The sequence below is a fragment of the Bradyrhizobium sp. FW305-F6 genome (assembly GCF_058782905.1).
The window spans coordinates 1589631-1611376 of the sequence record NZ_JBYSYD010000002.1; the positions used below are offsets into that span (position 1 = coordinate 1589631).

Sequence of the window (21746 nt, forward strand, 5' to 3'; positions counted from 1 at the left end):
ATAAAACGGGAAAAAGTGGCAAAAGTTCCGTGTTCCGCGGAACGGCCAGGCTGATGACGAGTTCATCGCAGCGCCGCATCCAGCGGCGAAGGAAAATGCGATGAAGAAGCTCATGCTGATTTCGACCGCCGCTCTGCTCGTCGCGACGAGCGCGATGGCGCAAACCACGGTGACCACGACGACCGGTGCGGGCCACGGCGCTGCCGTGCAGATCGAACCGGAGTATCGCACCAAGATCCGGACCTACGTCACCGAGCGTAAGATCCGGCCGGTCGAAACGCGCGAAAAGATCGTTGTCGGCTCAGCAGTGCCGCGCGAGGTCGAGCTTGCGACCGTTCCGAGCGACTGGGGTCCCTCGCTCACCAAGTACCGCTACGTCTATTCGGGCGACCGCGTGATGCTGGTCGATCCCCAGACCCGCATGGTCGTCCAAGAGGTGGACTGACTCTACGCCAAGGCGGGCCGTTCATTGCGGCCCGCCTGCGCAAGGCTTTCGGTCCACTTCGCGGTAACCCCTGATGCCCATCATTCGATATTTCGTGTTTGCCGGCGCGTTCGCCGTGGCCCTGCTGTTTGCGCTCGATCGAACTCTTCCGCCGCTTGCGACGCCGTCCGCGACACCAGGTGTCGACCGGACGGTCATTCGTATCCGCTCCGCACGCACACTGCCCGAGAAGATCGTCCTGGACACGTCCACTAGCTTCGCCGCTGCGGCTGCGTCGCAGCGGATCGCCGGCGAGGCGCCGCACCATTCCGCGCGCGATGCCTTGGCGATGGCCGAAACACCATAGGCGCGCAGCCCCGAGGGCGCGCCGCAAATGAACACGCAATGAACGATCGACACGAGCGCCGCCGCCGCGGTGCGCGTTGCGGAATTGCATGAAGCAGCACTCGCGCATCAACACGTCGGTAAAGAGGAACGTTTCCCTGGATTGCCACTTTATCCCGAGCCTGATTGGCGCTCTGTTTTTGGAAACCCACTGGAGGAAACCGATATGAGAATCCTGAAGCTTTCTGCGGCTGCGGCCGCGCTGTTGGCCGGCACGGCACTCGCCGTTGCGCAATCGAGCTCGACGGTCGGCACCGGCGGTTCGTCGGCCGGCGGCGGCACCAGCAACTCGACCGTCGGCACCGGCGGCTCCTCGGCTGGCGGCAGCGGCTCAGGCTCTGCCTCGACGCTCGGAACCGGCGGCTCGTCGGCCGGCGGCGGCACCAGCAGTTCGACGGTCGGCACCGGTGGCTCTGCAGCGGGGAGCGGTTCCGGCAGCGGCTCGGCTTCGACGCTCGGCACCGGTGGATCCTCGGCCGGCGACGGCAAGAGCTCGTCCAGCGTCGGCACCGGCGGCTCCGCGGCGGGCTCCGGCTCGAACTCCGCGTCGACGGTGGGCACCGGCGGCTCGTCAGCCGGTGACGGCAAGAGCGGCTCAACCGTCGGCGCCGCCGGCTCATCGGCCGGTCATGCCAGCGACAGAGGCATGGAGAAGGGCAAGGGCCATAACAAGGACGAGATGAAGAAGAGCAAGGACTAATGCCTGGACCGGGAGCGGCAGCGATGCCGCTCCTTCGTCTTTGTTGGAGGAGAACGCGCATGAACAGATCGATCATTGCGATCGCAGCGCTGGCCCTGCTGGGCAGCGCGGCTCAGGCAGCAACCATGGAAAAGACCGGCAAGACCGCATCCGGAGAAACCTGCAAGGTCACGGTCGAGAAGCATGCGGACGGCAGCATCACCGCGGCCGGCTCGTCGCATTCGGGCACAACCGGATCCGCCTCGTCGAGCGGCGCCCTGTCGAGCTCGAGTTCGGCTGGCGGATCATCGGTGAATGTGCAGGCAGGCGGCGGCAGCGTATCGAGCTCCTCGTCGACGGCGGGTGGCCCCGGCTCCACCAGCGCCAGCACCATCACCGTCAACGGCTGCACAATTTCGACCTCGTCACCCTAGCTTCGTGGAGGATTGGACATGAGAACTTTGCTCACGACCGCGGTGGTCGCGCTTCTCGTCGGCGCCGCTTCACCCACTCTTGCTCAAAAGAGCATCACCGGCGGCAGTGGCGGCTCGGCAACAGCCGGCGGCACTTCGGCTTCGACGGTCGGCACGGGTGGCACGTCCACCTCGCCGTCCGGCAGCACGGGTTCGTCGATCGCGGCCGGCGGCAGCGCCGCAGCGGCCAGCGGCAAGGCACAGACCGGCGTCAGCATGAACAAGGGCAACGGGCCGGTCATGAACTCCAACGCCCGGGCGCAAGCTCATGACGGCGGCACGTTCAGCCGTTCGCACACGCGGACCAAGGTCAAAGCCGGTGAAGAGGTCGGCTCGACCACCAAGACGATGTCGCATGTGCCGGGGTCGAAGCCGACCATGTCGAAGACCACAACGACGGCGCGCTAGGGCCTCATGCCATCCTTCGAGACGCCCGCTTTGGCGGGCTCCTCAGGATGAGGGCGGAATGCGCGGCAGCAGTTTCAACGGGCACTGCGCTGATCGGCCTCATCTGAGGAGGCGCGTCAGCGGAGTCTCGAACGACGAGGCGTGCAGGCAGGCCGGCGCCACAAATCTTAGGAGATAACCGGCCTGCCTGGGCAGCTTTTCGGTCTCATGACCTGCTTCAGCCACCATGCAGGCTGCGGCTGATCCGGGTGACGACGGCGTCCCACCGCTGCTTTTGGCTCGCTGGATAATTGATCAGAACGCAATGCACGAACCGCTGCGAGACATTGCAGCGGTTGTACCAGATCTTGTCGCGCTTGATGCTCGACACCACGAAGAAGGTCGGCGTGATGCGTTTGTAAATGATTCCTCGAGGGGGATTCTTCCCGGCGAGGAATTCGGCCGGCGAGAGACCTTGCTGGTTCTCGACGGCCTGCACAGTGAGGTCGGCACTGCGGTCGTAGCTGCGAAACTGCTGTCCATACCCGTCAGGCTTGCCGGCGTGCTCTGTAAAGATCGAGGCGGGAATGTCGACCGAGGTCCCGGATTCCGGGACGTGGTAGGTCCTCCAGCCGTTTGCCGAGGCAACCGAGGATGTCGCGCAGAGCGCTATGATAGCGGCAACCAGTGTCTTCATGTCGGTCTCATCAGTCGCGCGGAGCCAGTTGCAGCTCCATTAGGGCAATCCGTTGCAGATCCGCGACATTGCGTTCGCCCGCGTCGGCGGTCCGCAGGATCGACTCGGCGAGCACGTTGACATGAGATGCATGCACGGGCTCCGGCAAGCTGGCAACCGCTGCCTCCAGGGCGCTCGTCATGATGTCGATCACCTCGGGGGAAAATTCGGCGTTGGAAAAGTTCTTCATGGTGTGCGCCGGCCGCTGGATGCGGACCATGGGTCCAACGCCGGGAAAAAATGGAAGTTCCTTTGGAGGTGCGAGGCCCGGCGCAATTGTCCAGGTCAACCGGCGGGCCCAAGGAAGCCGATAGCAACATCGCGCGGCCGGCCGACGACGGCCCAAGCGTGTCGGTTAAACCGCAAGGCCCAATGCGTCACCCTCGGGTCGCGACGCGGCTGGGCCGGCGGGCACGTGATTGACGACGAGGCCGATCGGCACGGCCACGTATTTCGACAGCGCGGCGGTGACGCGGCGCATCGCGGACGAGCCGAGCTCGCCGGCACGCGCCACCAAGACGATCAGGTCCGCGTGCGCTGCCAGACCGACGGCGTCGGGCTGCAAGGCGAGATTGCCGGCGTGGACGATGATCAGGTCGAACTCCGACCTTATATCGTCCTCGGGCCGCGCATCGGCCTTGCGGCCGGCACTGAGGAGCTCGTCGATGGACTGAAGTCCGGCCGTGGTCGAGCCGTCGTGCCATTCGGTCACCGGCGGCTGGCTGCCGGCGAATTCCGGCTGAAGCCGGATCAGCACGCTCATCATGCCGCGATCGACGGCGGCGCGATTGAGTCCTCGCGCAACGGTGTTGCCGCCGGCGCTCTTGCCGACCGACAGCACCAACGCGACCTTGCAGCCGCGCACCGGCACACGGTCGATGCGTTCGAGCAGCGGCCGCAGATGGGAGCCGAGATCGAGCTCGGCCGCCGCGCTGACCGGTCTTTGCCAGACGGTGCTGATCTGCGCCCCGGGCGCCAGTTCGGGGATGCGGGCCCAGACCGGAAGGCCGGGCATCGCCTCGGCCTGGCGCAAGGCAGCGGCCGGAGGCTGGATCTGCCGGCCGGGCGCATCCTCCGCTGCGGCGGAGGCCGGCGCCTGAACGGACGCCGGCGCGTCGGTGGACCGGTTCGCCATCACCGCAACGGCGGCGGTCGACGTCAGCAGCGAACCGATCACCAATGCCGCGAGCAGCAAGGCGAGCGGCGGACGCGTCGAGCGCACCGGCGGAATGGCGAGCGAGGCGACCTTGGTCTGGGACGCCTGCAACTGGCGCTGCTCGCTGGTGGACTTGAACCGCGACAGGAACTGCTCGTAGATGTTCCTGTTGGCTTCGGCGTCGCGCTGCAGCTCTTGCAGCTTCACCAGCGCCTGGCCGTCGATCAGCATCTTGGTCTCGAAGGCCCTGAGCTGCTTTTCCAGCGCGTTCTGCTGCTCGAGCTGGGCCTCATATTCGGATTTCGCCGTTTCGATGTTCTTCTTCCGCTCGATCTCGATCTGCCGGTTGATGTCGGCGAGCTGGCTGTTGGAGATGGCGAGATCCGGATGGCGGTCGCCATACACCGCCTTCTTCTGCGCGATCTGCTCGGTCAGGGCCGAGCGCTGCGCGCGCAGCATGCCGAGCAGGTCCTGCTTCACCGGTCCTTCGACATTGGCCTTGAGGTCGCGTTGCACTTGCTCGTAGCGCGCCTTGGCCTCCTCCGTGCGCGCACGCGCAGCGGAGACCTGCTGGGTGAGATCGGTCACCCGCAATTGCTGCGTGGTGGATTCCTTGCCGGCGTTGACGATCTTGTGCTCGAGGCGGAAGGCCGCGACGGCGTCTTCCGAGGCGCGCAGGCGCTCGCTCAGCGTCTTCAGCCGGTCCTGGAGCCAGCCGGCCGCCTCGTCGGTCGCCTCGGTGCGAACGCGGCCCTGGCTGGCGACGAACGCCTCGGCGACGGCATTGGCGTAATAGGCGGCGCGATCGGGGCTGTTCGAGGTGAACGAAATCGCAATGACATAGGTGAGCCCGCGACGGTTGATCTCGAGGCGGTTGCGGAATCGTTCGAGCAGACGCGTCATGTCGGTGTAGCCGCGCGAGATGTCCTCGTCGTCGGCGATCTTGAGCTGCTCTATCAGGGGGCGCAGAAAGCCGTCCGATTTGGCGATCTCGATCTGGCTCTGCAGCGCCGCGGTGTCCTGGCCAATGCCGGGCAGCACCTCCTGGTCCGAGGTCACGCGCAACTCGCGGGGATCGAGCACGACCAGCGCCGTCGCGGCGTAGCGGACCGGAAGAACGATCAGGGCCACGACGCCAAGGGCGAACAGCGCCGCGGCCAGCGTCAGGATGCGCCGGCCATTCTCGCGCAGAAAGGCGAGCGTGCCGGAGACGGTCAGCGATCCCCCGATCAGGGCCGGCGCGGCGCCGTCAGGCACCCTCGCAGCGCGCGGCGAATCCCACGAAGCCGCTTGCTCCGTCGGGGCGATGCTTCGCGGAGATGCGCGGCTACCGGACGCCATGGGGTGAGACTCGAAATCAACTGACTGTCACAGCTCAGAGGCTTTTCACACCGTAAATATCCATGGTTAACCGGCGGTTACGGCTGGGCTCGCCCTGGGCGGTGAACGAATCGTTAGCGAGACGCGCGACGGCCTGCATGCCTCCGCAGAGCATGGTCCATCCGGTGTCCAGGATCTCGATCTCGTGGCCGCGGCGCTTCAGCCGATCAGTGCGCCGTCGCAGCAGCCTGAATCGCCTCCGACATGATCTCGAGACCGCGATCGATTTCGGTCTCGGACACCGTGAGCGGCGGCGCGATGCGGAATACGCCGCCCATGCTGGGCAATTTGACGATGTTCATGCTGAGACCGCGACGCATGGTCTCCTCCATGATCCGCGCGCCGAGTTCGAACCCCGGCGTCTTGGACTGCCGGTCGACGACGATTTCGAGACCGAGCAGAAGCCCGCGGCCCCTGACGTCGCCGACGCATTCGAACTTTTGCTGCAGCGACAGCAATCCATCCCGCAGCCGGTTGCCCCTGGCGGTTGCCTGCGCCACCAACCCGTCGCGCGCGACCACGTCGAGCACCGTGACGCCGATCGCGGCGGGCAAGGGATCGGAGACATGCGTGGTGTAGAACAGGAAGCCGCGCTCGAACGCGGTCTGCTCGATGGCCTTTGTCGTCATGACCGCGGCGAGCGGCAGGCCGGCGCCGAGCGTCTTCGACAGCGTGAGAATATCGGGCACCACACCGTCACGCTCGAAGGCAAACATGTGCCCGGTGCGGCCGATTCCGGTCTGGGCTTCGTCGAGGATCAGCAGCATGCCGCGCTGCTCGCATTTTTGTTTCAAGGCGGCGAGATAGCCGAGCGGCAGTTCCAATATGCCGCCGCTGGAGAGGATCGGCTCGGCGATGAAGGCCGCCAGATTACCGGTCGACTGGCTGTCGATCAGTGCAAACGCATCGTCCAGCTCGGTCTGCCAGTCGTTGCTGCCGTCGATGTTCCTGAAGCGCGGCCGATAGGCGTTCGGCGCGGGAATGACGAACGATCCGACCGCGGCCGGCCCATAACCGCGCCGGCCCGCGCTGTAGGTCGCCGACGCCGCCGCGCCGGTCATGCCGTGCCAGCTCTGCGCGAAGGCGACGATTTCGTGCCTGCCGGTGACGAGCTTGGCCATCCGGATCGCCGCTTCATTGGCTTCCGCGCCTGTCGTCAGCAGCTGCACGCGGTCGAGACCGGGCGCAAGCGCAGCGAGACGCTCGGCCAGCGTCACCACCGGACGCGAGAGCATGCCGCTGAAGAGATGAGCGACCGCACCCATTTGCCGTGCGACCGTGGCGACGATGTCGGGATGGGTGTGCCCGAGCACGGCGCTCATCTGTCCCGAGGTGAAGTCGAGAATGGCGCGTCCGTCGGCGTCGTAGACGAAACTGCCGGCTGCACGCTCGATGATGACGGGCTCGAAACTCGGCCCATAGCGGGTCAGATGCGTGTTGGCGGACGCCCAGAAATCGGGATCGGCATTCAAGGTCATGACAGCCACCTGCGCGTAGGGACGTCTAACCTCTAGTCAGGAATTTGACTTCAGGCTAATTGATATAATTCAATCTAGATATCAATCTTCCTGATGTCGATGCTGGATCTCATCCTTCTGAGGAATTTCGTCGTCGTGGCCCGCACCGGCTCGATCAGCCTGGCGGCCTTGCAGATTGGCCGGACACAATCCGCGCTCAGCATGCAGATGCAACGGCTGGAAGAAACGATCACGCAGCCGCTGTTTCACCGCAGCGGATCCGGCATGAGGCTGACCGCAGCCGGCGAGAAACTGCTCGCCCACGCCGAGACATTGCTGGCGCAGCACGACGAGATTCTCGCCGACATGAGCGGCGCGGGCCTCAAGGGGACGCTGAGCCTCGGCTGCCCGGAGGACTATTCGATCGCTTTCCTGCCGGCACTGCTGAAGGGATTCTGCGCGCTCCACCCCAATGTCGAGCTGCGCATGGTCTGCGCACCGACCTCCGAGCTGCGCCCGATGCTGGCGCGGCGCCAGATCGACGTGGCGCTGGTCTCGCTGTCCGATGCCGGAGCGCGCGAGGTGATTCGCGAGGAGCGCTTCGTCTGGGTCGCGAACGAGGCCGAACCGAAAATACTGACGCAAGATGTGCTGCCGCTGGCGCTGGCGGCACCGATGAGCCTGGACTACCGCGCCGCCTGCGCCGCGATGGACGCGGTCAATCGGCGCTACAGGGTCGCCTACGCGAGCAACAGCCTCGCCGGCCTGATCGCGATCGCGCGGTCGGGTCACGCGATTAGCGTCCTGACACGAACCGCCGTCCCGTTCGATCTTCACGTCGTCTCGGCCGGACTGCCCCTGCTTCCGACCATCGGCATCGCGCTCGAATTCTCGGAGGCGAAGCCCTCGCTGCTGGCGACGACGCTGGCCGAGCACGTCCGCACAGTGCTGCCCGGATTGAAGACCAAGGCAGCGATCGATTAGTGACGCCGCGCGTGCGCGGCGAGCGCAGCGCTCAGCTGATGTTCAGGAGGATCCGCCCCGACGTGCCGCTGCGCATCAGATCCAGCGCGGCGTTGATGTCGTCGAGCGCGAACTCGTGGGTCACGATGCCGCGGTAGCTCACCTTGCCGGCGTCGCTGAGGCGAACCAGGCGCGGGATGTCGCGCGCGGGCTGGCATTGACCGCCTTCCGAGCCCTTCAGCACCTTCTCGAAGTGCAGCGGCAGCGTATAGATCTCGGCCTTCTCGCGGGGCACGCCGACGAGGATGCAGCGGCCTTTCTTCGCCGTGATCTCGTAGGCAAGCTCGATCAGGGCTTTGACGCCGGTGGTCTCGACGACCTTGTCGGGGCCGTCGACTCCCGTGATGGAGCGCACCTCCGCGGCCACGTCCGTCACCGCTTCGGAGTTGATGGTGTGGGTGGCGCCGAAATCCTTCGCCATCGCCAGCTTGTTGTCGAGGCGGTCGATTGCAATGACCGGATAGGCGCCGACCATCGCGGCGAATTGCACGATGTTCAATCCGACGCCGCCGACGCCGAACACGACGACGGCCTCGCCGATGGCGATCTGCGCATCGTTGTTGACGACACCGAGCGCGGTCGTCACGGCGCAGCCGAGCAGCGGCGCGCTGGTGCGGTCGATCGTGGCGGGCACCGGCGTGACGCGATTTTCCGACACCACGGCATATTCGTTGAACGTGGTGACCCAGCCGGCATTGAGGCGCTTGCCACGCCAGGAATAGGCCGGCGTGTTGGACTGGATGCCCTTGCCCGGCCGCCAATGCATCACGACGGTGTCGCCCTGCCTGCAGGAGACGACGCCGGGCCCGGTCTCGACCACGGTCGCCAGCGCTTCGTGCCCCAACAGATGAGGCAGGAACTTGTCGACGCCCTTGACGGCGTCGATCTCGTTGATCTGCGCGCCGCAGATGCTCGACGTGTGCACGTGAACCAGCACCTGACCGTGCTCGAGTGCATCAGGCAAGTCGAACTCGTCGACGATCAGCGGCTTGCCGGATTCGACGAGAATCGCCGCCTTGGCTGTCTTGATGTCCATGGATCGCGCCCGGTCACTCGAAATAGATGAATTCGTAATCGCCGGTGTAGCCGAGCTTGCCGTACAGCCATATCCACTCCGACGTGTGCAGGATGGACTCCGCCGTCAGCGCCCAGCATTCCAGGTTGTGCAGCTCGGCGACGGTCCGGTAGGCCTCGACCATGACGTATTTGTTCTTGCCGACCCGCTCGATCTCCTTCAGCGCCGCATCGAGCTCGTAGAGCCTGAGATTGTGCAGCGTGCCGAGCGAGATGACGAGGTCGAAGCTGTCGTCGCCATAGGGATAGACGTCCTGGGCGCGATAGTTGAAGAGGTACGGCTTCACCTGCTCGTGCGAATTCGCAAGACCATGCTTCGAGATGTCGAAGCCGGTGACCTTCAGGCCCGGCAGGATCTTCTGCATCTCGTAGAGCAGAAAGCCCTTGCCGCAGCCGACGTCGAGCACGCTCGACCCATCCTTCAGGCCGTAGGTCTCGATCAGCGCCTTGGCGACGGGAGCCCAGCGCCCCTCGATGAAGCGATAGCCGCCATAGCCGAAACGGCGATCGCCGTCCCAATAATCGGCCTCGTATTCGCGCGCCTTCAGCGAGCAGCCGATCTTGTCGTCGTTCATGCGGCCCATGTAGTCGCGCTTGGTCGCGGTATGCAGCGGCGTCACGATATTCAGCAGTCGTCCCATTGAGCCCTCGGATTTCGGCGCGCATTGCAATAGTCGCGATACGGCCGGGAACCGTGAATCGCAACCTGCGGCTTTTTTCTAGCATCGGCGTCCGCGAACATCATTGTTTCAAATCAATGATGGGAACTCCCGTCGCCCCGCCGTAGGCCCTCGGCACGGACGAGTCAGCGCTGAACGAGATGTCTCGTGTTCCGCGGCGCCTTAGCCATCGTTCACTTCTGCGACTTTGTGAGGCTAGCGCCCACGCTGGGGGAACGGAGCAGGCAACCGGCCGTTGCTCCATTATCCTCAACAGCATGGAGCCAGACATGACAATCCGGAGAACTTTCGTCGTCCTCACCGCCGCTGGCGCGCTGCTCTCGACGGCTGCATCACCCGTGCTGGCGGCGCCTTTGCCGATCGCGAGTCCCGCGGCCGAGTCCGGCGTGCAGCAGGTGCAATACAGGCGCTGGCATGGACACGGACATCGCCATGGCTATCACGGGCATCGTCACCGCAATTACGGGACCGGTGCAGCCGTCATCGGCGGCCTCGCAGCGGGCGCAATTATCGGCGGTGCGATCGCCAACAGCCAGGCTCAATCCAACGCAGCGTCCTACTGTGCGCAGCGCTATCGCTCCTACGATCCCGGCTCGGGAACCTACCTCGGCAACGATGGTGTGCGCCACCCCTGCCCGTAACGTGAGTGCGGCAGCCTCCTCGCGGGGCTGCCGCGTCCAGCGCGTCTTGATTCCATGCTCGCTCGCGCTATACATCCGACCATGATGTTCATCTCCACATTCTTCCCGCTGATCTGAACGGCAGAACGTCGTTCCGGCGCAGTCGCGCCAGTGAGATCAAACGGCTGCGCTCTAGGCGCCGGCCGAACGGAGAATGTGTGAATGCCCAAGACTGAACAGGCTGGCCTGACGCCTCGTCAGGTCCAGAACTTCATCGACGACGGATTCGTCAAGATCGAGAACGCCTTCAGCAGCGACCTCGCAAGGCGGTGCAGGGAGGAGCTGTGGGCGGATATCGGCCTGTCGCCGGATCGCCCGGAGCATTGGACTCGCCCGGTGGTCCGGGTGGCCTCCAAGGCGACGCCGCCTTTCGTCGAAGCTGCCAACACGCCGCTTCTGCGCCTGGCCTATGATCAACTCGCCGGCGAAGGCCGCTGGCTCGCGCCCAGCGGGCTCGGAACCTTTCCGATCCGATTTCCGTCACCTGAAGCCCCCGGTGACGACGGCTGGCACGTGGACATGAGCTTTGGCACGGCCAACGCGGATTTCATGGAATGGCGCGCCAATGTAAAGAGCAGCGGGCGGGCGCTGCTGATGCTCTTCCTGCTCTCGGACATCGGCGCCGACGATGCGCCCACGCGGATCCGGAAAGGCTCGCATGCGACGATCGCGCGGGAGCTGCTGCCCTATGGCGAAGCAGGCGCAACGCTCCGGCAGCTCGCCGCCGAAAACTGGACGTCGACTCAGGATTGCGAGATCGAGCTGGCGACCGGCGCGGCCGGCAGCGTCTATCTGTGCCATCCATTCCTGGTTCATGCCGCGCAACCCCACCGGGGAGAGCAGCCGCGCTTCATGGCACAGCCACCGCTGCTGCCGAAGGGCGAGTTCGATCCGGCGCTGCCGCCTTCGCCGGTTCAGATCGCGATCCGGCGGGCCTGCGGGCTGACGGTATAGTCGGACGGCATCCGGGGCCGATCCCGGATCGCTCAGAGCTGATCGTGCAACGCAGAGCACTTGGGGATCGGTGCGATGTCGTCACAGCTTCCCATACACCCGCGCGGCGACGGCCTTCAGGCGCTCGACCGAACCGGACTGCGGATGCGGCTTGACCGGGGCGAACAGGATCGAAGCCTGCCTGCCGTTCTTCCAGACATAGATGGTGACGGCGTTGCCGTTGCCCTTGGTGCAGGAATGCTCGCCGAACGCTTCGCGGCCTAGCTCGGGGATCGCCACGTGCGTGCACGGCCCTGCGCGTTTCATCATGCCCATGGCGGTGTCGCGCGAGGTCGCGATCACCGCGACGGTCATCGTGTTGGCCTCGCGATCGAACATCATGCAGCTGCCCGCACCGGTGCGCTGCACCGTCAGCGTGCCCGCGTCGAGAAAGCCGTCGGCATCCGCAACCGTGAGCCACTCGCAATTGCCAAACCGCTCGCTGCTCCTGCTCACATTGGCGATGGCAACGCGCGCGGCCTCAGCGACCGGCCCAAGCAGCGCGTCGTCGGCGCGCCGGCCGATCGGATAGACGCTGATCTGGAGAATGTAATCGCCGGACAAGGCGACGACCGAAGCCTCCTGGCGCCCCGCACCGGCCGCGCTCGTTCCGCCCTGCCCTTCCTCGCCGATCGCGACCACTGAGCTCAGCTTCATGCGCTCACCTAGCGTCTTGACGAAGGTCGCGTACAATTCCCTGGCGCGGTCCTTGTCGGGATTGCGAAACACGGAGAGCATCATCGTGTCGCCGCGCCCGGCCTGGTAGATGCAGCCGCGGCCGTCCTGATTGGAAATCAGCGACCATTTCAGCGCCGGCATCGCGGCGGCGAGCTCCTTTGCGCTGATGAACGGGCAGGTTTCGGCAGCGTGCAACGGAAGCGGAGCGGTGGCGATGGCAAGCAGAGCGAGACAGGAGAACAGGCGATCAATGGTGCGCATGGAACAAGCTTACTATCGAAAATGGCGCGCATTCATGACATAGTCGAGCGCATATTTCATTGAAATTGTAATCTAAATCCACCCGCGACTGTACCGGAGCGACTGGCCCGTCAACGGACAGATGCCCTCTGAATATTTACGATGGTGCCGCAATTCCAATGATCGCAGTTTCCCGAATCGTAATTTCCCCGGTAGCATTCTCCGGGGCAAGCTCGCAAGGAGTGTGATTCATGAATGCGGTGTTGGAGGTTTATGACGAGCGGAAGCCGGGCGCCGCGCGCGAGTTGCGCCACCGGATCGAATTGCCGACTGAACGAATGACCGCCCGAGACCTCATCCGCTGCCGCATCGAGGCGGACGTGGCCATGCACAATGCGCTCGAACGCTCGCGCCTTGACGGGAAAATCACCGCCGAGCGTGGTGCTTCCGACGGATGGTTGGTCACGCCGAATCCAATCGAGCGAACCCTGAACGGACCGCGCGAGGTCTACGGTCCGGGCTCCTATCTCGACCTGATCGAGAGCGAGCGCTTGATCGCGGTCGCACTCAAGGCATTTGCGCGTAACGGTTTCTTCATGATCTTCGACGGCCGTCAGATCGTCGACCTCGACGAGGTCTTGTCGGTCGAGCACACCAGCACCGTGACTTTCCTCCGCCTCGTGCCGCTGGTCGGCGGCTGATCCGGATGCCCGAATATCCCTACGATCGGTTCGCCCATTTCCCGCCGGCGCAGGGCTTCGTTGCACGCGTGCGGAGCATCTGGTTCTCGACGCGAAATTCAGTTTCGAAAAGGATTTCGCATCTCAGAATGCGCCTGAGTGCGTGGTGGTATCGCCGAAAGCGCGAACCAATCGTAGCGTTCGATCTGCGGACTGGACAGCCCGTTCTCGCGGGCCTTCCAAACAGGGTCGACGAGCGGATCGTAAATTGGAACAGCTTGACTGAGCTCAAGGCCCGTGCCGCCGACTCTTACGAGCCGACAGGCCGTCGGCATGCCGAAATCCCGATGCTGATCTACGAAGGTGAGGAGGCCTGGGCCGAGCAACTCCCTGAGGTTATCAGGCTCATGACGTCCGAGGAATACGCCCGCCGCGTCTGCCACCTGCTGGCGACAAACCGCATTTCACACGACGAATACCGCACGCTTACGGGTTTGAGCTGGTAGCCGCGACGGTGCGCACATGCGATCCGTCCAAGGAGCGTGCCAGTCATACCATACGCTTCTTGAAGGATGATCATTCATGGCGCTGTTCGACCCGTTGAAGCCGAAGGTGCGGACTCTCGAGGATTGGTCGCCGGACACGCCTCGCGCACGCATCGACATGGACGCGTTGTTCGCCGACCTGCGCCAGTCGGGCGTGGCGACGCTCGACGGCTTCCTGAACGAGTGCCTCGACGGCGACCGGCTGCCCTTTCAGGTCGACTACCTTCGAGTATCGCGGATCGCCAACGAACTATCCGAGACCGACAGGCTGCAATTGTTCGGCCGCGGGGCGCAGATCTCGGCGATCATCACCGATATCAACCTCAAGTGGCCCGGGACGCTTCGGACGGACAAAGCTCGGTTGTGGGCTCGCCTGCTCGATTATGCCGTGCATTCAATTGTGGACACGAAGGTCCAACTCGACGACCCGACGGCCGCCGCTCTGGGACGCACCGCGCACATCAGCGCACGGATTCCCGAAGACTCGGCCACCAGAATGCATCTGCTGTACGTAGCCGAGATCCTTGCCGGCTGCACACCCGTGCCCATGAGCGACGCGCAACGCCAGGTCATCGCCGATGTTGCCGACCTGATCGAAGGCTTCGCTTGGGCTCCCCATCGTTACGCAAACGCGATCCGCGTCGTTGAGCCGTTGTATCATCGGCTTGGGCGCACATTTTCTGACGGCGTCCTGTTTCAGCGCAGAGAGCGAGCGAGAGAAACGGCGCGTTTGGCCATCGTCCATGTTTGCGAGGGGACACGTTCACCGGTCAAGGACTTGATCGAGACGCTTCATCAGCCTTCTCCGGACAGCAAGGCGCAGCAAATTCAGAATTCTCTGGCAGCGGAGATCCTGGCGTCTTCACCTTCGACAAAGGGAGAGGCCCTCGCCATGATGGCCGAGGCGAGCCGCCGCAAGGACGCGCTTGTAGCGGGCGAGGTTGGCAATTTTCCACCTTATTCGGAGTATGCCGACTACGCAGCCATTGGTCATATTACCTATCATGGATCCGGTCCATTCTCGAATCTGTTCCGCCAGTTGCTCAAGACCAAGCTCGTCACCAGCGACGCGGCGGCGGTCACCTTGCTCACCGCCATGCCCGGATTGGAAATCTTGCAGGATGTTCGCGTCATCAACGCTGTGATCGCAACGATGAAGACCGAAGCAGCTCCGCAAACCAGAGCGGCCGCCAGCGCATGCCTTGCGTGGCTCCAGGGAAAATTTCCGACCGCGGCTACGACCAAGCAAAGGTCGTTTCGCGCACAGGCCATTCCCCGCCTCAAGGCCGCGCTTCACACCACTGACGGCAAGCAGGCGACCGAAGAGCCATTACCGCCGCGTCCCGAATTGAAGGGTTGGTCCAACGCCCCTGCGTTCGAAAAAGCCCTCACGGCCTATTATGGCGACCTCAATGATCTCAGAAAATGCACCCTGCAGGACGTCGCCTTTGTCGAAGACTATCTGAAGGGCCCTGCGCAGCCCGACACGCCCTACAAGGTCACGGAAGAGACGACACAGGAAAGATTCGACGAAGAATGGGCGATCAGCCATTGGCATGCGGGGAGGCGATGGTTCTCCGGCGTGCTCCTGAATCGGATGCGGAAAGCCGCTAAGATCCCCGCAGAATTTCACGCCGCTTGGAAGGCGCTGCATGTTTGCGCCTACCAACTCGAGGGCAAGAGCACGCCTTCGGAGAAGTGGCGGAAGGCAGCCCGCCCCTCGGTGTCCAATCTGAACGCCGAACAGCGGATCGTGTTTCTGACCACGATCCTCGACGTCTTGAACCCCGAGCAGGGTTTCCCGACCGATCCGCTTGCGCGCGCGGTGATCTACATCTCGGCCGACTGGGCGCCCGATGCCGTCGGACCGATCCTGACGCGCCACGCTCAGAAGATCTGCTTCGAAACCGTTCCCGGATTGGGCATGCGCAACGAGCGCCTCGGCAACGCCTGTCTGTGGGCCCTCATTCATCTGCCCGATGGCGGGGGCGTGCGCTATCTCGCCCGGCTGCTGGCGCGCGTGAAATATCCCAAGGTGAGAAAGCGCATCGAGGCCGCACTGAACGAAGCCGCGGCAAAGGCGGGCATCACCCGGGGCGAACTCGACGAGCTATCGATCCCGACGCATGATCTCGACGCGCGCGGCACCACTGAGATCGCCGTCGGCGACGGCGCCGCGCTTCTGTCGATTACCGGCACAGCCTCGGTCGACGTTGCGTGGCGCGCGGCAAACGGGAAGATCTCCAAGTCGGTCCCGGCCAAGCTGAAGGAGAACAAGGGCGCCATCAAGTCGGTGAAGACGTTCGCCAAGGAGATCGAGGCCGACCTGTCCGTCCAGCCGCAACGCCTGCAACGGCTCTGGCTCGATGAGCGGCGCTGGCCCGCGGAGACCTGGCGGCAACGCTACGTGCAGCATCCGCTGCTCGGCGCGCTGAGCCGCCGGCTGATCTGGAACGTCCATCATGGCGACGAGCGCGTCGCCATGCTCTGGTCGGGTGAGGGCATGAGCGACGTCAGCGGCAGGCCGGTCTCGATCGATCGCGCGGAGATCACGCTCTGGCACCCGATCGGCTGCGATGTCGACGAGGTGATGGCGTGGCGAGCTAGAGTCAGTGCGCTCGGCATCGTGCAGCCGTTCAAGCAGGCGCACCGGGAAGTCTATCTCGTCACCGACGCCGAACGGCGCACCGGCGCCTATTCGAACCGTTTTGCCGGGCACATCGTCAAGCAACATCAGCTCATGGCGCTGGCCCGCCTCAATGGCTGGGTGGTGACGCATCGGATCTGGGCCGACACGCCCAACGACCAGCCGACCCACATCGTGCTGCCGCGGCAGGGCCTTGTCGCCGAATTCTGGACCGAGGGTGCCGGCGGCGATGATCCGGAGGTCACCGATTCGCAGGCCTATCTCTATCTGACGACCGATCAGCTTCGCTTCTACCGGATCGCCAATCCCGCCGAAGCCGCCTCCGCTCACGGGCCGCAACGGGTCGCAGTCGTGGATATCGCCGATATCCCGCCGCTCGCGCTATCGGAGGTGATGCGGCATTGCGACTTGTTTGTCGGCGTGGCCTCGGTGGCGAACGATCCCAACTGGGCCGATGGCGGCCGAGATGCTAATCATCCCAACCAGTGGCGTCGCACGATCGGCGCCGACTATTGGCAGACACAGGCTTTCGGCGACCTCAGCGTGATGGCGGAGACGCGTCTTGCATTCATGACTGCCCTTCTGCCGAGCCTGGCGATCGGCAAGGTCTCGCGCATCGTCGACGGCAAGTTCCTGCGCGTCGAGGGCAAGCTGGGCGCCTACAAGATCCATCTTGGCTCTGGCAACATCATGATGGAGCCAACCGACCAGTATCTGTGCATCGTCCCGGCGTTCGCCAGCGCGGACGATGTGCGCCTGCCATTCGAGGGCGACAATATGTTCTCGATCATCCTGTCGAAAGCAGCGATGCTCGCAGCCGACGATCAGATCACCGACCCCAGCATCCTGAGCCAGCTCAAACGTTGACGCGGCAATCCTATTACGCAGTTCCCGGTGCCTTCGCCCGCGTCAGGTCGTTGAGGAACTGCTCCATGAGCGGCTTGTTGCCGAACCGGCGATAAGAGCGCTCTGCCTCCAACGAAAATGTCGGTTGGGACCCTACCAAGCTTGCCATCGTCAGCTGCGCCGCTTCTATATCGCCGCGCCGCCCTTGCAGCGCAGCCTGGATCAGCAGGCAGTTGGCATCGCGCGGCGCCCTGACAAGGCATTCGGAGATCACGCTAGCCGACTCATCGCGACGATCAGCGGCGTAAAGCGCCTGACCATGCACATAGGCGTAATATTCCGGTGCCATGGGATGAAGCCGACGTGCTCGCTCGGCATTGGCAACGGCGTCAGCGTAGTCCCCGAAGCGGACTTGCGCCTTTGCCAATGCCATCATGCTGTCGGGGTCATTGGGATTCAGTTCGACGGCGCGCTTGGCGGCCTGCAAGCCGCCCGCATAATCGCCCTGCACCGCCAGCCCGAAGCTGATCACCTGATAGCCGAGCGAGAGATTGGGATCGAGGCGCACAGCCTGGCGCGCTTCGCTGAGACCCAGTTCCAGCTCATGCGCCGTCGCCCGACCATTCGACCTCCTGGCCACATCCGCGATGTAAGTGAGAGCCAAGCCCGCTCGGGCGGCGGCATAGGCCGGGTCCATTTCCAGCGCGCGCTGATACATGCCGCGTGCCTCCACAAGTGCTTCCGCATCCTGGACGCCATGCCGGTATCGATGACGAGCCCGCAGGAGAAGATCGTAAGCCTGAAGGTTGTCGGTCGGACGTTGCGCGGCAGCGATGGCTTCACTTCGGCCGATATACGGCGCGAGCTGGGCGACGATTTCCGTGGTTAGCTCGCTTTGTACGGTGAAGACGTCGGCAACCTGCCTGTCGAAGCTGCGCGACCAGAGATGCGCGCCCGATTTCACGTCGATCAGCTGCGCCGAGACGCGAAGCCGCTCTCCCTCGCGGCGCGCGCTGCCTTCCACCACGTAGGAAACGCCCAGCTTTGCCCCGAGCTTGCGCGTATCGCTTTCTTGCCCGCGCACGGCATAGGTAGAGTCGCGCGCGATGATCTGAAGCTCGGAATTCCTTGCAAGCGCCGTGGTCACATCCTCGGTCAGCCCGTCTGCGAAGTACGACTGGTCACCGCCCATGGTCGCAAAGGGCATGACCGCAACTGACGGCCGCGGGTCGGCGCGGGTCTGGTCGAAAGACAGCGCGGCCGGGAGCCGGCTGACCATCGCCGCCAGGGACAGCGGCTGGATTTGGGTGCCGATGAGCACAAGGGCTATCGCGGCGACGCCATACGACCAGCGCGCAGCGGTCCCGCGTAGAACGCGCGGGACTTTTCGCCAGCGAGACCACGAGGATTGCGCGCGTCGTACCCGGTAGACATTGAGACGCTCGGGAATGTTTTTGGCGCGCCTGCGGCCCACACGCGCAAACACCTCGCCGCGATTGCGATCTGCGGCCATGACGACAGCGCCGCTGACGAAGATGCTACCGGGATCGGCCATCGCCTCGAGCCGTGTGGCGACATTGACGCCGTCGCCGTACATATCGCCATTATCCTCGATGACGTCACCGAGGTTGATGCCTATGCGCAGCTCGAACGGGGCGTTGTCGAATCCTTGCTGGATGGCAGAGCCCGCATCGACGGCTTCGTTGACGCTGGGAAACATCGCCAGAAACCCGTCCCCGGTCATCTTGAAGATGCGGCCACCATGCTGCGCGACCGTGGGTCCGATCAGATTGTCGAAGACCGTGCGCAGCTCTTTATAGGTGGAGGCCTCGTTTTCGGCCATCATCAGGCTGTAGCTGACGATGTCGGCAGCCATGATCGCGGCGAGCTTGCGTTCCATCAACGGTTCCCCGGTCCCATGGCCAAGCACAAACTGAATTGGGGACATTCGCCCCCCAGCTTGAAACTAAACCTTCCAATCCGCATGGGGTTATCAACACACCTCATATGTGCGTGAGTAATGAGACCCGTGCGGCAGCACGCAGGCAGCGGCGCTCCGCGCATTTGGCTGATTCTGAGTTTCCCTGCGGGTTCCCGTATAGGCAGCCTTGAGCTGAGGCCGGAAAGAGCGGCTCGTCACACTTTCGGAGCGGCTTCGAGCCCGGTCCGATGCTCATCCGCACGATGGGCAGCTGCGTTCATGGCCACGGGGAGCCCGGGCGGGCTCAGCGACGGGCCGTCGTCACCGCCCCTGATATTCGGCCCAGCAATCCGCCGTCTCATAAACGCGGACCGCCCACAGCTGCGGCAGGCCTGGCTTCAGCCGGTCCCAGATCCAGATCGCGATGTTCTCGGCGGTCGGATTCTCCAAGCCCCCGACCTCGTTCAGGCAATGGTGGTCCAGCGCGCCCATGATGTCGGCGAAGCTTTTTTCGATATCGAAGAAGTCGGCGACGAAGCCGGTGTGCGGATCCACCGGTCCGTCGAGCTGGACTTCGACCCGATAGGAATGACCGTGCATCCGGTGGCACCGGTGAGTGTCGGGCACGTTGGGCAGCCGATGCGCCGCCTCGAACTTGAACGCCTGCGATATCCTCATCCAGCTCCTCACGCGGCGTGGCCCATCCGGCCTGGCCACCGGATGCTGCCTTGTCCTGACTTTCCGTCAAAGAATGGCGCGCCCGGAACGATTCGAACGTCCGACTCTCAGATTCCTAGTCTGCCATGGTTGCGAGTTGCCTTAGCTCGTCATCACCAACCTGACAAGCGCGGTTCTGCGGCGCGATTAACCATCTCGCGTCGCTCTTTGAGCCAGATGGACTTTTTGAGAGTCCCGACGGACGATTTGCTCAGATCATCATTCAGAAACCTGACGGGACGGAACGTCGAAAGGCTTCGGGGACGTCCCCGCCCGGCCACGCGTGACAGCTCTCTTAATTGCGTCGATCCGATCGCGGAGCACTCTCACCTTCGCGCTCCAGTTTGTAGAACGGCGCCTTCATCCCCGGCAGGGTGATCGTCGTGAAGCGATAATCTGGCACCGAAATAGTGCTGATCAGCGAAAACGGGCCGGTCGTGGATGGAGCCGAGTAAAGATTGTAGTCTACGCCGGGTTCAAGGATCGACGTATTGATACTGAGAACTTCGTTCACAAGCGTCGCCTGCGTACCGAAGGGTCTTGCCAGCGGATCGCCTATGAAGACGCCTTGGGACGGCTGTCGGACCGATTTCGTGTAGGCCTCAAGGGCTGTGTTGCCGAGGAAATAGTTCTTCACGAGGACTGAAGCGGCGGGAAATTTGTCTGCATATGCACAGGGCTCGGTCACCGTGCCGTAACTTGCTGCGACCCCAGCTTCGAGCCAGCGGAGTGCGCTCATTTGATTCGACCCGAACAAATCACCTCCGCCCGAGGTAAGCGAGTCCGCCAGAGCCCCAGGAATATAGGTGTTTGTGTTGAGACCTGGGACGTTCGCCAATCCCGTCTGGTAGAACAGGATATCCTTGGTGTTTTTGACTTCCGACGGCCCACCTGGTCTCGAACGGTCGTAGTAAGTCATCCTGAGTGCTTCTGGACGATTCCAGTTTTGAACAGTTGCCTGGAAGTCGGGATATCGAGGCATGCTCCTCGCATTGTCAGCGGTTCTCACGAACCAGCCGTTCCCTCTCGGAAGGCTTCGATCCGCCTTCAGGCCCTTGTCGATCGTCGCTTTTACACTCGCCGCGCTTTCACCTGCGAGCATCATGGCTGGGCGAATGCGAAAATCCGTATATGGCATTGTCGATCGTGAATCGTAATACGGATTGAGCGGGGTGCTGTCACAACTCCTGCTCGTGAGGTACTGCATATCTATTCCAAAGGCGAAGGCGCTCGTGATTGAATAATTCGTGGGGTAGTAGTTGAAACGCGCGATGCGAAACGGCTTACTCCAGGAAATCACAAACGCCTGAATTTCCGGACCTGCCTGGGCATCCACCTGCCGCTTGAGCGCCGCGAACTCCGCAGGATCAATACCGTTATTTGCAGGAAGTCCGGGAAAGATTTTGTCTTGCTCGAAACTCAAATGAATCATGTTCCGGTTGGGAAGATTTCTCACCCGCTGATAGTAGCTCGCAACCTCCACCGACTGCGGATCGTTGTCATTGATCAGGACCGCAACTTCTGAACTTTGAATGCCAGACCGCGGTACGGATAACGTCGCCACGACTGAGGAGTTTGCATCAAGCACATTCACAGATTCAGTGAGCGACGGGGTCTGTGCAGCTGCGAACGACGGCAGATGCGCGATCGCGACAAGAATAATTGGGACAAATCGTTTTCCGAAATCGCAGCCGTTCTGAATCTTTGCGACCGCGGCTGGGTCGGCAACCCCGCCGCAGCCCCCTACGCTGCCAGGTCGCACTCGCTGCGGACGCGCTGCCAAAGAAAAAAGTAAATGGACCATCCCGCCTCGTCGATTGACTTGTATACCTGATCTCCGTTCGAGATCTGACCGGATGAGCAAGCGATCTTCAATTCGAGAACTCACCGCCAACAAAGTTTGCCAGCCAACTGCAAACCACGCC

21 protein-coding genes and 1 tRNA gene are annotated in these 21746 nt (G+C 63.4%); 11 read left to right on the forward strand and 11 right to left on the reverse strand.

Going from position 1 to position 21746, the window contains the following annotated elements; all coding sequences use genetic code 11:
- The first annotated feature begins 100 nt into the window (after positions 1–100).
- The 5 genes from AC3WLX_RS18860 to AC3WLX_RS18880 all read left to right on the forward strand — a co-directional run bounded on the left by AC3WLX_RS18860 (position 101) and on the right by AC3WLX_RS18880 (position 2389).
- Positions 101–445, forward strand: a complete 345-nt coding sequence (locus tag AC3WLX_RS18860; protein ID WP_492337076.1) for a DUF1236 domain-containing protein — start codon at positions 101–103, stop codon at positions 443–445.
- 73 nt (positions 446–518) lie between these two features.
- Positions 519–791 carry a hypothetical protein gene (locus AC3WLX_RS18865; RefSeq protein WP_291619583.1) on the forward strand — a complete coding sequence of 91 codons (273 nt, stop codon included), beginning with the start codon at positions 519–521 and terminating at the stop codon, positions 789–791.
- Between the two features lie 204 nt (positions 792–995).
- Positions 996–1529: a hypothetical protein gene (locus tag AC3WLX_RS18870; RefSeq protein ID WP_492337077.1), complete on the forward strand. Its 534-nt coding sequence runs from the start codon at positions 996–998 to the stop codon at positions 1527–1529.
- Between the two features lie 59 nt (positions 1530–1588).
- A complete protein-coding gene (locus tag AC3WLX_RS18875) occupies positions 1589–1942 on the forward strand; it encodes a hypothetical protein (protein WP_492337078.1) in 354 nt (117 codons plus the stop codon).
- An 18-nt stretch (positions 1943–1960) separates the two neighbouring features.
- Positions 1961–2389 carry a hypothetical protein gene (locus AC3WLX_RS18880; protein ID WP_291619579.1) on the forward strand — a complete coding sequence of 143 codons (429 nt, stop codon included), beginning with the start codon at positions 1961–1963 and terminating at the stop codon, positions 2387–2389.
- Between the two features lie 217 nt (positions 2390–2606).
- Here AC3WLX_RS18880 and AC3WLX_RS18885 read toward each other — a convergent pair whose 3' ends face one another.
- The 4 genes from AC3WLX_RS18885 to AC3WLX_RS18900 all read right to left on the reverse strand — a co-directional run bounded on the left by AC3WLX_RS18885 (position 2607) and on the right by AC3WLX_RS18900 (position 7118).
- Positions 2607–3065, reverse strand: a complete 459-nt coding sequence (locus AC3WLX_RS18885; protein WP_492337079.1) for a hypothetical protein — start codon at positions 3063–3065, stop codon at positions 2607–2609.
- Positions 3066–3075: 10 nt separating this feature from the next.
- Positions 3076–3294, reverse strand: a complete 219-nt coding sequence (locus AC3WLX_RS18890) for a hypothetical protein (protein ID WP_291619600.1) — start codon at positions 3292–3294, stop codon at positions 3076–3078.
- 165 nt (positions 3295–3459) lie between these two features.
- Positions 3460–5601, reverse strand: coding sequence for a GumC family protein (locus AC3WLX_RS18895; RefSeq protein ID WP_492337080.1), 2142 nt, complete (start codon positions 5599–5601; stop codon positions 3460–3462).
- A 206-nt stretch (positions 5602–5807) separates the two neighbouring features.
- Positions 5808–7118 carry an aspartate aminotransferase family protein gene (locus AC3WLX_RS18900; RefSeq protein ID WP_492337081.1) on the reverse strand — a complete coding sequence of 437 codons (1311 nt, stop codon included), beginning with the start codon at positions 7116–7118 and terminating at the stop codon, positions 5808–5810.
- Between the two features lie 99 nt (positions 7119–7217).
- On the opposite strand from AC3WLX_RS18900, the gene AC3WLX_RS18905 reads away from it, so the two are divergent.
- Positions 7218–8081 (forward strand): LysR family transcriptional regulator, encoded by an 864-nt coding sequence (locus tag AC3WLX_RS18905; RefSeq protein WP_492337082.1) that lies wholly within the window; start codon positions 7218–7220, stop codon positions 8079–8081.
- 31 nt (positions 8082–8112) lie between these two features.
- On the opposite strand, the gene AC3WLX_RS18910 is transcribed toward AC3WLX_RS18905, so the two are convergent.
- Both AC3WLX_RS18910 and AC3WLX_RS18915 read right to left on the reverse strand, forming a co-directional pair.
- Positions 8113–9156 (reverse strand): zinc-binding dehydrogenase, encoded by a 1044-nt coding sequence (locus AC3WLX_RS18910; RefSeq protein ID WP_492337083.1) that lies wholly within the window; start codon positions 9154–9156, stop codon positions 8113–8115.
- 13 nt (positions 9157–9169) lie between these two features.
- Positions 9170–9835: a class I SAM-dependent methyltransferase gene (locus tag AC3WLX_RS18915; protein ID WP_291619568.1), complete on the reverse strand. Its 666-nt coding sequence runs from the start codon at positions 9833–9835 to the stop codon at positions 9170–9172.
- Positions 9836–10143: 308 nt separating this feature from the next.
- Between AC3WLX_RS18915 and AC3WLX_RS18920 the strand changes: the two genes are divergently transcribed.
- Both AC3WLX_RS18920 and AC3WLX_RS18925 read left to right on the forward strand, forming a co-directional pair.
- Positions 10144–10515 carry a BA14K family protein gene (locus AC3WLX_RS18920; protein WP_291619565.1) on the forward strand — a complete coding sequence of 124 codons (372 nt, stop codon included), beginning with the start codon at positions 10144–10146 and terminating at the stop codon, positions 10513–10515.
- Between the two features lie 201 nt (positions 10516–10716).
- Positions 10717–11508, forward strand: coding sequence for a phytanoyl-CoA dioxygenase family protein (locus AC3WLX_RS18925; protein WP_492337084.1), 792 nt, complete (start codon positions 10717–10719; stop codon positions 11506–11508).
- Positions 11509–11589: 81 nt separating this feature from the next.
- Here the strand turns inward: AC3WLX_RS18925 and AC3WLX_RS18930 are convergent, their stop codons facing one another.
- Positions 11590–12486, reverse strand: a complete 897-nt coding sequence (locus AC3WLX_RS18930; protein WP_492337085.1) for a hypothetical protein — start codon at positions 12484–12486, stop codon at positions 11590–11592.
- Positions 12487–12716: 230 nt separating this feature from the next.
- On the opposite strand from AC3WLX_RS18930, the gene AC3WLX_RS18935 reads away from it, so the two are divergent.
- The 3 genes from AC3WLX_RS18935 (at position 12717) to AC3WLX_RS18945 (ending at position 17204) form a co-directional block, all read left to right on the forward strand.
- Positions 12717–13166: a hypothetical protein gene (locus tag AC3WLX_RS18935; RefSeq protein WP_291619561.1), complete on the forward strand. Its 450-nt coding sequence runs from the start codon at positions 12717–12719 to the stop codon at positions 13164–13166.
- A gap of 5 nt (positions 13167–13171) precedes the next feature.
- Positions 13172–13651 (forward strand): hypothetical protein, encoded by a 480-nt coding sequence (locus AC3WLX_RS18940; RefSeq protein WP_492337086.1) that lies wholly within the window; start codon positions 13172–13174, stop codon positions 13649–13651.
- A 76-nt stretch (positions 13652–13727) separates the two neighbouring features.
- On the forward strand, positions 13728–17204 hold the full coding sequence (locus AC3WLX_RS18945; RefSeq protein WP_492337087.1) for a DUF4132 domain-containing protein: 3477 nt from the start codon (positions 13728–13730) through the stop codon (positions 17202–17204).
- Positions 17205–17217: 13 nt separating this feature from the next.
- On the opposite strand, the gene AC3WLX_RS18950 is transcribed toward AC3WLX_RS18945, so the two are convergent.
- From AC3WLX_RS18950 to AC3WLX_RS18965, 4 genes are all read right to left on the reverse strand, one after another.
- Positions 17218–19083, reverse strand: coding sequence for an adenylate/guanylate cyclase domain-containing protein (locus tag AC3WLX_RS18950; protein WP_492337088.1), 1866 nt, complete (start codon positions 19081–19083; stop codon positions 17218–17220).
- Between the two features lie 342 nt (positions 19084–19425).
- A complete protein-coding gene (queD, locus tag AC3WLX_RS18955; protein WP_492337089.1) occupies positions 19426–19782 on the reverse strand; it encodes a 6-carboxytetrahydropterin synthase QueD in 357 nt (118 codons plus the stop codon).
- A gap of 74 nt (positions 19783–19856) precedes the next feature.
- A tRNA-OTHER gene (locus AC3WLX_RS18960) sits at positions 19857–19953 on the reverse strand.
- A gap of 163 nt (positions 19954–20116) precedes the next feature.
- Positions 20117–21625, reverse strand: a complete 1509-nt coding sequence (locus AC3WLX_RS18965) for a TIGR03790 family protein (protein ID WP_492337090.1) — start codon at positions 21623–21625, stop codon at positions 20117–20119.
- Positions 21626–21746: the final 121 nt, after the last annotated feature.

Excerpts from the sequence above, each read along its gene's own strand:
- AC3WLX_RS18860 (WP_492337076.1), top strand. The coding sequence starts at position 101 with ATGAAGAAGCTCATGCTGATTTCGACCGCCGCTCTGCTCGTCGCGACG.
- AC3WLX_RS18865 (WP_291619583.1), top strand. The coding sequence starts at position 519 with ATGCCCATCATTCGATATTTCGTGTTTGCCGGCGCGTTCGCCGTGGCC.
- AC3WLX_RS18870 (WP_492337077.1), top strand. The coding sequence starts at position 996 with ATGAGAATCCTGAAGCTTTCTGCGGCTGCGGCCGCGCTGTTGGCCGGC.
- AC3WLX_RS18875 (WP_492337078.1), top strand. The coding sequence starts at position 1,589 with ATGAACAGATCGATCATTGCGATCGCAGCGCTGGCCCTGCTGGGCAGC.
- AC3WLX_RS18880 (WP_291619579.1), top strand. The coding sequence starts at position 1,961 with ATGAGAACTTTGCTCACGACCGCGGTGGTCGCGCTTCTCGTCGGCGCC.
- AC3WLX_RS18885 (WP_492337079.1), bottom strand. The coding sequence starts at position 3,065 with ATGAAGACACTGGTTGCCGCTATCATAGCGCTCTGCGCGACATCCTCG.
- AC3WLX_RS18890 (WP_291619600.1), bottom strand. The coding sequence starts at position 3,294 with ATGAAGAACTTTTCCAACGCCGAATTTTCCCCCGAGGTGATCGACATC.
- AC3WLX_RS18895 (WP_492337080.1), bottom strand. The coding sequence starts at position 5,601 with ATGGCGTCCGGTAGCCGCGCATCTCCGCGAAGCATCGCCCCGACGGAG.
- AC3WLX_RS18900 (WP_492337081.1), bottom strand. The coding sequence starts at position 7,118 with ATGACCTTGAATGCCGATCCCGATTTCTGGGCGTCCGCCAACACGCAT.
- AC3WLX_RS18905 (WP_492337082.1), top strand. The coding sequence starts at position 7,218 with ATGCTGGATCTCATCCTTCTGAGGAATTTCGTCGTCGTGGCCCGCACC.
- AC3WLX_RS18910 (WP_492337083.1), bottom strand. The coding sequence starts at position 9,156 with ATGGACATCAAGACAGCCAAGGCGGCGATTCTCGTCGAATCCGGCAAG.
- AC3WLX_RS18915 (WP_291619568.1), bottom strand. The coding sequence starts at position 9,835 with ATGGGACGACTGCTGAATATCGTGACGCCGCTGCATACCGCGACCAAG.
- AC3WLX_RS18920 (WP_291619565.1), top strand. The coding sequence starts at position 10,144 with ATGACAATCCGGAGAACTTTCGTCGTCCTCACCGCCGCTGGCGCGCTG.
- AC3WLX_RS18925 (WP_492337084.1), top strand. The coding sequence starts at position 10,717 with ATGCCCAAGACTGAACAGGCTGGCCTGACGCCTCGTCAGGTCCAGAAC.
- AC3WLX_RS18930 (WP_492337085.1), bottom strand. The coding sequence starts at position 12,486 with ATGCGCACCATTGATCGCCTGTTCTCCTGTCTCGCTCTGCTTGCCATC.
- AC3WLX_RS18935 (WP_291619561.1), top strand. The coding sequence starts at position 12,717 with ATGAATGCGGTGTTGGAGGTTTATGACGAGCGGAAGCCGGGCGCCGCG.
- AC3WLX_RS18940 (WP_492337086.1), top strand. The coding sequence starts at position 13,172 with ATGCCCGAATATCCCTACGATCGGTTCGCCCATTTCCCGCCGGCGCAG.
- AC3WLX_RS18945 (WP_492337087.1), top strand. The coding sequence starts at position 13,728 with ATGGCGCTGTTCGACCCGTTGAAGCCGAAGGTGCGGACTCTCGAGGAT.
- AC3WLX_RS18950 (WP_492337088.1), bottom strand. The coding sequence starts at position 19,083 with ATGGAACGCAAGCTCGCCGCGATCATGGCTGCCGACATCGTCAGCTAC.
- queD (WP_492337089.1), bottom strand. The coding sequence starts at position 19,782 with ATGAGGATATCGCAGGCGTTCAAGTTCGAGGCGGCGCATCGGCTGCCC.
- AC3WLX_RS18965 (WP_492337090.1), bottom strand. The coding sequence starts at position 21,625 with ATGGTCCATTTACTTTTTTCTTTGGCAGCGCGTCCGCAGCGAGTGCGA.